The 12,901-nt window shown below is 48.6% G+C and carries 9 protein-coding genes; 4 read left to right on the top strand and 5 right to left on the bottom strand.

What is annotated here, in order from left to right:
* Position 1 precedes the first annotated feature (1 nt).
* The 4 genes from HGH90_RS10770 to HGH90_RS10785 form a co-directional block, all read right to left on the bottom strand.
* On the bottom strand, positions 2-1,801 hold the full coding sequence (locus HGH90_RS10770; RefSeq protein ID WP_169191064.1) for a glycoside hydrolase family 105 protein: 1,800 nt from the start codon (positions 1,799-1,801) through the stop codon (positions 2-4).
* A gap of 87 nt (positions 1,802-1,888) precedes the next feature.
* Positions 1,889-3,775, bottom strand: a complete 1,887-nt coding sequence (locus HGH90_RS10775) for a RagB/SusD family nutrient uptake outer membrane protein (protein WP_169191065.1) — start codon at positions 3,773-3,775, stop codon at positions 1,889-1,891.
* 30 nt (positions 3,776-3,805) lie between these two features.
* Positions 3,806-6,976: a SusC/RagA family TonB-linked outer membrane protein gene (locus HGH90_RS10780; RefSeq protein WP_169191066.1), complete on the bottom strand. Its 3,171-nt coding sequence runs from the start codon at positions 6,974-6,976 to the stop codon at positions 3,806-3,808.
* Positions 6,977-7,040: 64 nt separating this feature from the next.
* Positions 7,041-8,639 carry a right-handed parallel beta-helix repeat-containing protein gene (locus tag HGH90_RS10785; RefSeq protein ID WP_169191067.1) on the bottom strand — a complete coding sequence of 533 codons (1,599 nt, stop codon included), beginning with the start codon at positions 8,637-8,639 and terminating at the stop codon, positions 7,041-7,043.
* 250 nt (positions 8,640-8,889) lie between these two features.
* Here HGH90_RS10785 and HGH90_RS10790 point away from each other — a divergent pair, with 250 nt between their 5' ends.
* The gene (locus tag HGH90_RS10790; RefSeq protein WP_169191068.1) at positions 8,890-9,852 is read left to right on the top strand and encodes a helix-turn-helix domain-containing protein; all 963 of its coding nucleotides are present in this window, start codon (positions 8,890-8,892) and stop codon (positions 9,850-9,852) included.
* 44 nt (positions 9,853-9,896) lie between these two features.
* Here the strand turns inward: HGH90_RS10790 and HGH90_RS10795 are convergent, their stop codons facing one another.
* A complete protein-coding gene (locus tag HGH90_RS10795; RefSeq protein WP_168767408.1) occupies positions 9,897-10,808 on the bottom strand; it encodes a LysR family transcriptional regulator in 912 nt (303 codons plus the stop codon).
* 97 nt (positions 10,809-10,905) lie between these two features.
* Here HGH90_RS10795 and HGH90_RS10800 point away from each other — a divergent pair, with 97 nt between their 5' ends.
* The 3 genes from HGH90_RS10800 to HGH90_RS10810 are packed head-to-tail and all read left to right on the top strand — an operon-like array spanning position 10,906 to position 12,788.
* Positions 10,906-11,517, top strand: a complete 612-nt coding sequence (locus HGH90_RS10800) for an NAD(P)H-dependent oxidoreductase (RefSeq protein WP_168767407.1) — start codon at positions 10,906-10,908, stop codon at positions 11,515-11,517.
* A complete protein-coding gene (locus HGH90_RS10805; RefSeq protein WP_168767406.1) occupies positions 11,514-11,801 on the top strand; it encodes a putative quinol monooxygenase in 288 nt (95 codons plus the stop codon). Before HGH90_RS10800 ends, HGH90_RS10805 begins: the two co-directional genes overlap by 4 nt.
* 3 nt (positions 11,802-11,804) lie before the next feature.
* Complete coding sequence (locus HGH90_RS10810; protein WP_168767405.1) at positions 11,805-12,788, top strand: aldo/keto reductase; 984 nt, start codon at positions 11,805-11,807, stop codon at positions 12,786-12,788.
* Positions 12,789-12,901 lie beyond the last annotated feature (113 nt).

Below are 12,901 nucleotides of genomic sequence, written 5' to 3' on the forward strand. Positions count from 1 at the left end.
GTTACCTGGCGTCCATCATTTTCTGTACTTCCATACCGGCAAAGATAACGGCAAAGGAGCCATGCGTATCGTTGTCGAAAAAAGGACGGTGCAGGTAATAGTCCACGTCGGTAGAACACATCGTGCCGATACATATTTTATGCACGGTGCCATCTTCCTCAATTTCTGATGCCACAGCTTTCCATCCTTTTTCAACTACGGGTGTAAACCTTTTCCGGTCCAGCCACCCCAGGCGAACGCCTCTTGCCATAGCCATGGTGAATATAGCCGTGCCCGAAACTTCCACGGGAGAGTCGTTGCGGTTAATCACATTATGCCAGAATCCTTCCGGGGCCTGGTAACGGATCAGTGAGTTGGAAAAGGTTCGATAGAGGGCCAGGATGTCTTTGTATTTAGGATGATCTTTGGGCAAAGCCATCAACACTTCTGTCATTGCCCAGATGGCCCAGCCATTGGCCCGCGACCAATAAGGCAGTTTTACCTGCGGGCGCTGCGAGTAGTTGGCATGCATATAAAGCTGTGCCCCCTTGTCCCATACATGTTTACTGAAATCGAGTACCTGGCTGGCGGCATCATTGAAGAACGCTTTCTTTTGTGCCGGGTCAGCGGCATACAATCCTGCCTGCACCAGAAACGGAATACCCATAAACATATCATCCACCCATACGGTATATTCTTCGGGCGTAGTGCGGGTGTAGTTGGTATAACCTTCACTCCTGATCTGGCCGGTTTGCGCATAGTGCATCATTTTGCCAATGTATGTTTTATAGAGATTTTCATTTTTAAATCCATTCTCTTTGCGAAGCCTATAGATAAGCGGAAGGGAAGGAGCCAGGGTAAAATCGAGCAAACGGGAATTAATAACCATGGCATTTGCTGAATTGTAGGCCCTGAGTCCATTTACCTGGTAGTCGACAAAGGGCATTCCTTCCATTTGAAAATCGCAGAAGTTGGCCGCCCATTGGTTGTATTGCTTTTCGCCGGTCAATTCGCCCAGTTGTTGCATAGCCCAGGCTACGCCACCGTTATGATAGTTCCATTGGTAGGTGGTGCCCCATTCTTTAGCGCCGATCACATCTCCCAACACTTCGGTTTTTGGGATGGTCCAGGTAACGGCAGTTGCCAGGCCCGGATACATGGTGCCAAAGCGGATCTCTTTTTCCGGCATTCTGGCTGTATCAATACCAGGCGCAAAGGGGCCAATTACCAGCCAATCTGCTAATTGAGATACACTTTTATCAACCTGTTTCACTTCCTTTAACCCAATCTCCGGGTAAGCCCTGGGACCAGCTGCCACGGCGTCTTTTTCGCTGGGTGGTTGCAGGAATACGCACCATTCTTTCCCTGAAGTAGCTGATTTAATTAAGAGATCATTGCTGCCTTTTTTTAAATGCAGGGTGAACGCTCCCGGCATCGTCATGCTGCGTTCATCTCTTTTTATTTCGATATCCTGGTTCCCTTTTTTCGCGTATACCAGGCTGCCATTACACCAGATCTTGCAGGCATCGTTGTGCGCTGCTTCTAATGTGATAACGGTATCCCGGGGAAACGTGAGTTGTGTATACGCATAAGCCACCGCAGCTTTTCCTTTGCCGAACGTGCGACCGAAATCAACAAAGTGCAGGTTGTTGAACCAGGGATTACGCCCCGGTAATATCAGCCGGTAAGCGAAGGGCGTTTCCCGGATCAGTTTATCACCAATCTTTTTTATTTTATCTACCGGCTGCTGCGCCCCGGCGGTCCATGCCAGTAGTAACGCCAATACGCCTATAGCAGCGCCTCTCCTGATGATCATCTTCATATCTCCATTATTTTTTGCTTTTGGCCAGGTTTTTCATACCGGCTGTTCAATACCATGGGGACACGTTCCGCATCCCCATGGTAGTATTTAATATCCCTGGTTTTGTATACAATTGACATTCCTGTCCAGCTCCGTTTGAATGATGGGCAGGGCGTACTGGTTATTGGAGCTCCAGGTGATAGCGCCTGCCCGGGTGGTTTCGTATACCTTCGCCTCGTTGGGACCGAGGTTCCATCTTCTCACATTGAACCACCATTTTGCTTCGCCGAACGTTTCTGCCCAGGTTTCATAATAGAGTGCATTTAACGCCAATTGGTCCTGGAAGCCGGCATCTGCCCTGTTGGGATGGAGATTGGCTTTGGTAATTTGGGTGCCTGATGTTACGGCGGTATAGTCAATTGGCTGGTTGCTGTTGTCTGGCAGGTTCCATGCCCTGCGGTGTACCTTGTTGATGTAGTTCAGCGCATCGGCATCGGTATTGTTGCCGCTGATCTTCCAATAACATTCTGCCAGATTCAGGTATATTTCCGGCAGGCGGGTAAAGTAAAAATCAGCGCCGTGCATACGTGGATTCTGGCTGGCCTGCATATCGTATAAATTGAACTTACGAAGGCTCCAGCCGTGTTTAATAATACTGCTGTTCTGCGCCTGGTTCAACTGGTATTCTGTTTCGGGGCCGCCACCATAAGGCAGTATAGCTACTTTCGCGGTGTTGTTTATCACGGAATCTACCCAGGGTTGATAGGCGCATACCCATAAACGCGGATCGGGGTCTACGCCATAACGCTTCAGCGTTTTCATGTTGCGGCAGGAGTCGATATAAGACGTTTGTACGGTGCGGCCGGGCGTGCCCAGGTCTTTCATCACAGGATAATATTGCTGTGGAAATCCGAACCTGCCCAGGTTCCGGTCATGCATAAACATGTTGCCATAACCGGGCGTAGCGCCGCCCGGTACGCCATTATCGTAGAAAGGCGTGATGAGCAGGCTCACCGCCGATGCAGTAGAACCTCCGGCCATGGCATTGTCACCGGATCTCGCGATGCTGATCTGGTGCAGGGCTTCGGTATTATTATTTTCTGTAGCGGAATACCTGGGATTACCATTCCACATATTGTAATAGTCATCGAACGACATTAATGACTTGCCCGCATTTTGAACGATATCCAGGAAAGCATCCCGGGCTTCTGTCCACCGTTCTTCATACATCAGCGCACGACCCAGTAAAGCTTCTGCGGCATAATAATCGATACGTCCTTTATCTGCACCTGCCCAGGTTTTTTTGACACCGTTATTCGGATCAGTTAGTTGTGCCATGGCAGCTTTCAGATCTGCGATCACATAGTCCCAACATTGCTTTACCGTGCTGCGGGGCCGCATTTCATCCTGGCGGTCGCCGATCTTGACGTCGGATGTAAAAAGAATTACGCCAGGTGTGGTATTGTTACCATTGCCTTTTACAACTACTTCCTGGGCATATAAGTTCATTAGGAAGAAATAGTGCCAGGCCCGCAGGTAATATGCTTCTCCAAGTTTATATCGAAGTGCCAGCGTGTCGGTGGCCGACAGGCTATTGCCTTTCCTGGTCTTGTAGTTGGGAACGATTTGATCGATAAATGTACGTGCCTGTTGCACGCCGCGGTATAGTCCTCTCCAGGGAGCGCCAGAATAACTATTTGCGGCGTTGATGCGAAGTACCTGCAATTCGTTCCACTCGCTGGTGCCCAGCCAGGCCAGATCGCCGGTGTGGTCGAGGTTATAGAAGAATCTTCCTAACCCGGAGAAACCGAATAATTCAACACAATGTGTGTTGGCATAAGGTGAATTCAGGAAATAATCTACCTGGGCCATGCTTTCTGGAAATATATCCGGGTTCAGCACATTGTACGGCTTGGAGTCATCTACAAAATCCCGCGTACATCCAACCAGCCACAGGCTGAGTATAAATAGTAATGTGATACTGTTGCGTTTCATGAATGGTAATTTTTTTGTTTAAAGGGACCATTAGAACTTGAGTTCAATGCCAAATGCATGCAGCCTTGTTTTGGGATACACTTCGGCAGAAATGATCCCTTGTGCCAGGGCGGTGGAATTGGCGCCGGCATAACCTACTTCCGGATCTACATTTTTCACTTTGGTGATCACAAATAAATTCTGTCCGCTGTAATAAATCCTCAGGTTCGATAGATGGATGCGGTCCAGCAGCTTTTTAGGCAGGTTATAACCTACCTGTAAATTCTGCAGGCGTAGGAAGGAGCCCTTCTCTATATGAAAATCGGAGATCCTTTTATAGTTGCCATTAGGATCATACTGGAAGGCGGTGCCATTTAGATATCCCCACCTGGGCTGGCCGGTTAGGCCATTGCCATACATGAAAGAGCTGTTGAATACCTGGGAGGTGGTGTTGAAGTCGTTGTAAATACTTTGGTAGTAGCCATTCACGCCGTTGTATACATCATTGCCCATTACACCGTTAAAGAATGCCGCGAGATCAAAATTGCGATAGGTTAATCCAATGTTGAAACCATAGGTCATTTTGGGAAGCGGGTTCCCGATGATGGTGCGGTCCTTGTCGTCGATCGTATTATCGCCGTTCAGGTCTTCATACCAGATATCGCCGGGACCTGTTCCTGCGGCATAGTAGAACGCTTTGCCAGCTGCCTGTGCTTTCGCATTCAGGTCATCGATGGTTTTCTGATCTGGGATTAACCCTTTAGTTTTAAAACCATAGAATTGGGAGATAGGACCATTCAGATCGGTACGGGTAACGGAACCTGACCAGTATTCTCCGGCAGTACCCGCGCTGATCGGCAGCTTTTCGCCGCCGAACGACAGGATCCTGTTGCGGTTGAAGGCGGCATTAAATCCAAAGTCAACGCCCAGTTTACCGAATGTTTCGTGGTAGTTGAGGGTTACCTCTAATCCCTTGTTCCGCATCTTACCCAGGTTCATATCCATGGCATAAGTATCTGCAGAAGAGTGACCAGCGCCCATACCTGAACTGAGTGGAAGATTGCGCTGATACAACATGTTTTTAGTGTCGCGGATATAATAATCTACTGTGAGGTTCAGGCGATTTTGAAAAAAGCCGATGTCCAGTCCTATGTTGGAGGTCACGACCGTTTCCCAGCGAATGTTATTATTGGCTACGCGGCCAATTCCCCAGCCGTTTACCGGGCCGGTGCCGGGCAGTTCGTTGAACTGTGTTTTATCGTAGTTGGCCAGCGAAGGAATGTACGCGTAGCTGCCCACACCGTCGTTGCCGAGGCTTCCATAGGTAAGCCGCAGTTTAAGATCGGACAATGCAGGGATCTTGTCTTTGATGAAATTTTCTTCTATCAATCTCCAGCCAAGGGCGGCAGAAGGGAAGGTGCCTGCCCGGTAGGCAGGTGCAAACCGGTCGCTGATATCCTGGCGCAGGTTGGCTTCAAACAGGTATTTGTCTTTATAGGAGTAATTGATTCTTCCGAAATAACTCAGCATACGGGTAATACCGTAATTGATATCGGTAGAGCGGCCGCTGGTATTGGCGGGTACATTACTCAGATCGGACGATTCCGCAAAGCCAACCGGGAATGCGTCGGCAATCACCGGAACGGAGTACGCCGAATTTACTGCATAGATGGACCCGGCCAGGTTATCGGTAGAAGTTTGCCGGCCTTCGGTTCCCGCCAGTATCTTGAATTCATGAGAACCGATTTTTTTATCATAGGAAGCCACCAGGTTGCCCAGGTAAGCGATGGATAAAACGCTTTGTTTTTTCAGGTTATCCTGTGGCTGATTAGACTGGCCGGATACATACCATTTAGCTTCAAACTGCCGGGCCATGCTGGTAGTCCAGTCGGCCGCGCCGGTAGCGCGGATATGCAGATCCTTTATGGGTTCATAATCGATATACATATTGCCTTCCGCTTCAAGGGAATTGTATCTTCTGTCGGTGGTATTCACATAGGCTGCCCAGTTGCCGCCGTTGTAATTGCCGGAGGCAGGAAGTCCGCCCCAGGAGTCGTCGTTGTTCTTGGGCCGCATCATGGGCGTAGAGCGGAATGGCAACGCATAGGCGTTGGCCTGGGTACCAGTGATCACGGGCGGGTTTTCGCGGTAGGAGTAAAGATTTAGCCTTTCGCCGATCTTCACTTTCTTTCCTACGTTCAGGTCACTGTTGATACGTACGCTGTAGCGTTCGGACCAGGAATTATTCACGATACCATCTGCGCGCCGGTAGCCGGCGGATAGGTAATAGTTCTGTTTCTGATTACCACCGCTAACGGCGGCGTTATAGTTCTGTTCTTTCCCGGTACGGTATAAATAATCTACCCAGTTGGTATTTACCGATTCATCCCAGTTGGCAGCGGCTGGATTGATAGCGCTCCAGGCTCTTTTGTAATCCGGTGTGCCTAATAACCTGGGGAGAAAAGTACCATTGCTGTAGCCTTGGCTTAGGGAGATGTCGACCGTTGTTTTTTCATTACGGGATCCTTTTTTAGTAGTGATCAGGATAACACCACCAGCTGCCCGGGAGCCATAAATGGCGGAAGAAGAGGCGTCGCGAAGGATCTGTATGTCTTCAATGTCTCTCGGGTTGATATTAAATCCGGTGTTGCCGATGGCGGGTACGCCATCGATCACATACAGGGGCGACATGCCCCGGATGTTGCCCACACCGCGAATAACCACGGTGCCATTGGCTCTTGGATCTCCGCTGGAGTTGGTGACCTGTACGCCGGCGGCGCGGCCCTGGATCAGGGTAGCGATGCCAGTAACGGCCATCTTGGAGATATCTTTTGTTTTGATGGAGGAGACGGCGCCGGTCAGGTTGGCTTTTTTCTGCGTACCATATCCAATTACTACGATATCTCCGAGCTGTTTGGCGTCATCGGCAAGCACAATCTCCAGGGTGCGCTGCTGGCCCGTTACGGCTACTGTTTTGGTCACAAATCCAATACTGCTGAATGCCAGTGCGGTCGGTGTCTTTTTCAGGGAGAGGGTAAATCGCCCGGTGGTATCGGTGCTGGTCATGTTCGACGTTCCCTGTTCGGCTACGGTAACACCCGGCAGTGGCGTGTTTTGTGTGGACACCACCACGCCTCTTATTGTTATGCTTTGCGCCTGTACCCCGGTGGTACCGGCAACAAAAGCCAATAGCAGGCATATCATGCTTAGTAACTGCTGCATTCTCATATAAATTGCATCGTTTTAGTTTTTAGAAATTGGCATAAATGGTAAACAGGCATAGGGATTAGTAATCTTTTTCGGCCGCGCCGATAGTGGGTGGTTTGGTGTTGGAAACGGGAATGCCAAAGAAGTCTTTGCCCCCATTGCCATTGATGAAAATGCCCGCTTTAACAGCCGGGGAGCCGGGCAACAGTTTATACCCGTTGACGGTATTCATACCGCTGCCGCCTGTGCCCGGAGCTGACAGGAGGGGAATGGCCACGATGGCGTTGCTGTCGCTCGCCGCTTTGCTCCCGGAATAATAAAGATTGTGATCGTACACGATGTTGGCCTGATCGTCGAATTGAAGCGCAGGCGCATAGAAGATATTATTCCGGAATTCCAGTCCCGGGTGGATACCTGTTCCGCCGGCCCTGTCCATCACGCCCACCAGTGTGTCGTTGTAAAAAGTATTATTATAGAAATGGATAGGCACTATTTTACCATTGGGATGCCCGTGTAATTCGAAAGTCCTGCCTCCGAAGCCATTGCCATCATTTTGACTGATATTGTAACGAACAATGCCCTGGGTAAAATTAGGCCCGGGATCGCCCATGTGTAAGAAGAACCCGCCTGCATTGTCGTGTGAGTAGTTGTATTGAATAATCGTATAGCCGGGACTACTCAGATCGATATCAAATGCTTCTGAATCCATCGAGGAATAGGGAACGGGGTTAGTAAGCCGCGTATAGGCTACCTCGTTATATTGAATGGTCATGTCTTTGCCCCGGCCCCATAAGCCGGCGAGCACAATATTCATATTTACGCCAAGGGTATAGGCGCCTGCGTTCAGCACGCGGTTATGTTCTATCAGCACATTCTTCGCAGTATATACGATGATGCCTTCCAGGGCGGTGTTGTCGATCACATTTTTGCGGATGATAACATGGTTGTTGTAGAACGTGGTATCCTTGTTGCTGCCATCGCCCAGCAGGATGCCCCGGGAGGAGCAGCGTTCAAGATTATTGCCTTCTACCAGCAGGCTATCGAAGTAAGCCTGTGCAGCGTTGGAGCGGATAAAGATGCCGCCCTGCATATGCCGGTTGGTAATAGGCATGCCTTCTACATCGTGAATATGATTGTTTTTGATCGTGATGCCCGGGTAGCTGCCATTGGTGGCGAGGGCTACATAAATGCCGCACAGCGCCATATCTGGTGGACGCACCGCCCTTGGGTGACTGATGTCAAAGTTTTCAAATGTAAGGTACCTGGCATCCTGGATCAGTACGGCCGACAAGGTGGCGTTGTTGCCGGTTATCCGTGGCTTATCGCCCGAACCATAGGCGCCGAAAGTAATTTTAGCATCGGCCGTGCCGGAGCTTTTAATCACCAGCGTGCCTGTCCAGGCCCCGCCTCTTTTAAACAGGATGGAGTCGCCAGGCTGAAAGATGACCGAGTTTACTTTGCTGAGCGTTTTCCAGGCAGTGGCAGGTGACAGGCCATCGGCAGTATCAGCCCCGTTGGTATCTACATAATACCGGGTAGTGGTAACTACCGGGCCGGTATGGCTATGAGGCCATCCGGCGCCGATAGCGTGCCATTCTTTATAACAGGAACTTAGCAATAAAGTGTGCAGGACAAAAAATCCCAGCAGGTAGGGTACGTGCTTTTTTGTTTTTTTCATATGTGGAATACTTAAGTGGAATTGTCAATTTTGAGCTGGCTTACCAGGCAGATTCAAATCTATTGGCAAGAGATGGGTTGGGGCAAACAGAAACGCCGAAAAAGTGAAGACAAACTGCGGATAAAGTGCGATCAAAGTTTTATTTTATTAGTATTCAATTATTTATAAATAATTTTTTATTTCCTATTAATGGGGTAAGCGCAAAAAAATAACTACCATCTTATAGTCGTTTCCGGCTACATTTGTAATCATGGAATCCTCTACTGCGCATAGCGTTGCCTTCAATGATATCTTCCTGATTCCACAGGGAGAAGTGCATGAGTATAGTTTACCAATGCCGGGTATAGACGGCGCCGGTAAGTTCGTACGCTGCGATGACATGGCCATTGCCGATGGGAAAGTAACCGCCGGACCGCCGGCTTTCTCCTGGCAGCATTACAACGAACAAGCTTTTGTGGAGCTTAATTTTGTCATAGCGGGGCAGCTATGTCAAACACATGAGGGACTGATTGACCGTCAGTTGTTTAGGCAGGGTTATTCCAACTTGTTGTTTAATCCCCGGTCCTGGGAAAAGAATGAGCTGACCGGTGAGCTGGGGTTTCGTAACCTGGGTATTTATATCAGCCAGGAAAAGATGATAGGGCTGATCAACAACTATGCGCCGGAATTGCAACACCTGGTAACCAAAATAGAAAAGGAGATACCTTTTGTGATGCATGCCCCCACACCCCATTTCAGTCCAAGGTTGCGGCAGGCGCTCGGACAATTATGGGAAAGTCCTGTTCCGCAAGGCCTCCGGCGTTTGCATTTTGAAACGCAGATACTGCAACTTTTCTACCTGCAATGCGAGGCCCTGTTGCCTTCCCGCACGCCTCATCCAGGTGAAGCTTTGCGTACGGCCGACAAAGAACGGTTGCAGCAGGCACGCCAATACCTGCTCGAACACCTGGCTTTTCCGCCCACCCTGGGAGAGCTGTCCCGGATTTGTGGCCTCAATGAGTTTAAGCTGAAGAAAGGCTTCCGGTTGTTGTTTAACCAAAGTGTGTTCGCCTTCGTCAATAATGAAAGACTGGAAGCAGCCAGGCAGCAAATACTGCAGGGCGATCATAATATTTCCGAGATTGCCTACGGACTAGGATATACGCATCCACAACATTTTCACCGCGCCTTTAAAAAGAAGTTTGGTACCACGCCGGGAGGGTTGTTGAAGTAAACGGCCAGACTATAGTTACCCTGAATGTGGCCGCCATCACATTATTATGGTGCTACCGTTTCCCATTTCTCTTCCAGCAGCTGTTCCAGCTGCGCAATTTCTTTCTCATACATGGTTTTCTTCCTGGTGCCGAAGTGAAGTGTATTTTCCAATGGCTGACTACCTTCCCATACGATTTTAATTTTTCCGCTGTTGATCGCTTCTACGCATAAGAAATCCGGTACAATGGAAAAGCCCATGTTGTCGCTCAGGCAGCGAATAATAGAGCTGATATTGGGCACGATGTAATTGGGGCTAAAATCTGGGTGTTCTCCAAAATGCCGCTGCCAGAAGTTCTTCAGGTGGTCCATATCAGCGGCGGTGCTGTACCAGAGTTGCTGTTTTAATAGTTGGGTGGCTGCTTTCATGTTATCCTGGTGCAACAGCTCTTCCAGTTCGGTAGTATCGGTTTTGCTGCCGGCAATGAGCACAATCCTTTCTTTGGAGAAGGGCCTGTACTGCAGGTTAGGCTGATTCCCTTTTTGTGGCGTGATGATGAGGTCCAGCAATCCATTATCCAGGTCGTGTTGCATCTGGGGATATTCCCCGAATTTGATGATGAGATTGAAGGGGAGGCTGGCCACATGCTCTTCCAGAGTGTATTGAAACGTTTCAAAGCACATGCCTACGCTGATGGTTACACGTTCATTCTGGGAACGTTTATGAAAGTGTTGTTCACCTGTTTCTAACTTCTTCAAAGGGTCCAATATATAGTTGTACAGGATCTTTCCCTTTTCTGTGGGTACCATTCTTCTGGCAGAGCGGTCAAATAGTTTATACCCGGTGAAAGCTTCCAGCGAGTTTAAATGGAGGCTTACTCCCGGCTGGGAAATATTGAGTTCCTGTGCGGCGGCAGACAATGTTCCGGTTTCATATATGGCGTTGAATGTCCTGAGCCATTCGAGGTTCCATCGCATAACTATAATTTTTATGATACAAAGGTACAATTTAAGTTATTTGTGTGATATATAAAAGTGATAGAAATTTGCAGTATCAATAATTAAAATTATAGACATGAAGGTATTCGTTATCAACGCAGGTCAGGTCTTTGCCCATTCTGGTGGGCTGTTTAATAATACATTAACAAGCTGGACCGTAGAGTTCCTGGACCGGAAAGGAATGGACTATCAGGTGATAAATATCAACGATGACTTCGACCCAATGGCGGAAGTTGAACGTTTTAAATGGGCAGACCTCGTCATCTATCATTCTCCTATTTGGTGGTTCCAGGTACCCAACCGCCTAAAGAAATATATTGATGACGTGTTTACGGCCGGTCATCAGAACGGCATGTATGCCAGTGATGGCAGGAGCCGGAAGAATCCCGCTATTAATTATGGTACTGGTGGACTGATGCAGGGAAAGAAATATATGGTCACCACCAGCTGGAACGCGCCGGAAACAGCTTTTACGCTGCCCGGTGAATTTTTCGAACAGCATTCGGTAGATCAGGGCGTATTATTTGGCTTTCATAAAATGAACCAGTTCGTTGGCATGGACCAGGTACCGGGATTCCATTTCCACGACCTGGAAAAGAATGCCACCCCGGAGCGATTGGCCAATTACCGCCACGATTACCTTCAGCACCTGGAAGCTTCTATCACCTTTGAAAAACAATTATCATGAGCATTTATTTGACCGCTATTGTTAAAGCAAAACCTGCACACCGCGAGGAGGTGACAGCAGTATTACAGCATATGGTGAAAGAAACAAGGAAAGAAGCAGCCTGTCTGCAATATGATCTTCACCAGGGCGCTGCAGATGAAAACGTATTTGTTTTCTACGAAATATGGCAAAGTCAGGAAGGGCTTGACCTCCATGGGCAGCAGCCTTATATTGTTGAATTCGGCCGTTTGGCAGAAGACAAATTACAGGAGCCTCCGGCCATTTATCTCACTAAGAAAATATAAGCAATGGAATATAGAAAATTAGGTAACACCAGCCTGGAATTATCCGCTATTACTTACGGTGCATTTGCTATCGGCGGTAACATGTGGGGTGGTAACGAACAGAAAGATTCTATCGCGTCGGTAAAAGCATCTATTGACCATGGTGTTACCACGCTGGACACGGCGCCGTTTTACGGTTTCGGACTCAGTGAACAAATGATAGGTGAAGCCATTAAAGGATACGACCGGAGTAAGATTCAATTGTTGAGCAAATTTGGTCTCGTATGGGATGGCAGCAATCAGGGCAAAGGAGAATTTTTCTTCGATGCTGAAGAGGCAGGGAAAAAAATACCCATTTATAAATACGCATCCCGGGCTAACGTGGTCAAGGAAGTGGAAGAGAGCCTGCAACGCCTGCAAACTGACTACATCGACTTGCTACAGATCCACTGGCCCGACAGTACCACGCCCATCACAGAAACCATGGAGGCGCTGGAACTATTAATACAACAAGGGAAAATCCGCGCTGCCGGCGTGAGCAATTATGCCGTGCCGCAGGTAGCCGAAGCGCAACGAAGTATCAACATTGCCAGCAACCAGGTAGGATACAGTATGCTGAATCGCGGGATAGAAAAAGACCTGGTGCCTTATGCCGGGGAGCATAACCTGGGCATTATCGTGTACAGTCCTATGGAAAGGGGATTGCTGACCGGCAAATATTTCGAAGCCGGCCAACTAAAAGACAATGATCACCGCAATGGTTATTTCCAGCAATTCGACCTGGAAAAAGTGAAACTATTCCTGGACACGATCCGTCCGATTGCCGCCGCTAAAAATGCGACGTTATCTCAATTAGTGTTACGCTGGACCAGCCTGCAACCCGCTATCACAGTGGTATTGGCGGGCGCGAGAAATGCGGATCAGGCCATTGCCAATGCCAAAGCAATGGAAATAGATTTGACCGCAGAAGAGCTGCGATTTATTAATACTGCATTGGCAAAGATTTAATTACCCATATCCATTTGCTAAAAGGCTGGAAGCAAACCACTTCCGGCCTTTTTTTATTGCTGAACAGCGCAAGGCCCTCGAAAAAAATTTGTTGGATTAAAAATACATCGTAA

Origin of the sequence: Chitinophaga sp. Ak27 (assembly GCF_012726295.1) — a bacterium.
Taxonomy (GTDB): Bacteria; Bacteroidota; Bacteroidia; order Chitinophagales; family Chitinophagaceae; genus Chitinophaga.

Coding starts and splice junctions, on each gene's coding strand:
- HGH90_RS10770 (WP_169191064.1), bottom strand. CDS start 1,801: ATGAAGATGATCATCAGGAGAGGCGCTGCTATAGGCGTATTGGCGTTA.
- HGH90_RS10775 (WP_169191065.1), bottom strand. CDS start 3,775: ATGAAACGCAACAGTATCACATTACTATTTATACTCAGCCTGTGGCTG.
- HGH90_RS10780 (WP_169191066.1), bottom strand. CDS start 6,976: ATGCAGCAGTTACTAAGCATGATATGCCTGCTATTGGCTTTTGTTGCC.
- HGH90_RS10785 (WP_169191067.1), bottom strand. CDS start 8,639: ATGAAAAAAACAAAAAAGCACGTACCCTACCTGCTGGGATTTTTTGTC.
- HGH90_RS10790 (WP_169191068.1), top strand. CDS start 8,890: ATGGAATCCTCTACTGCGCATAGCGTTGCCTTCAATGATATCTTCCTG.
- HGH90_RS10795 (WP_168767408.1), bottom strand. CDS start 10,808: ATGCGATGGAACCTCGAATGGCTCAGGACATTCAACGCCATATATGAA.
- HGH90_RS10800 (WP_168767407.1), top strand. CDS start 10,906: ATGAAGGTATTCGTTATCAACGCAGGTCAGGTCTTTGCCCATTCTGGT.
- HGH90_RS10805 (WP_168767406.1), top strand. CDS start 11,514: ATGAGCATTTATTTGACCGCTATTGTTAAAGCAAAACCTGCACACCGC.
- HGH90_RS10810 (WP_168767405.1), top strand. CDS start 11,805: ATGGAATATAGAAAATTAGGTAACACCAGCCTGGAATTATCCGCTATT.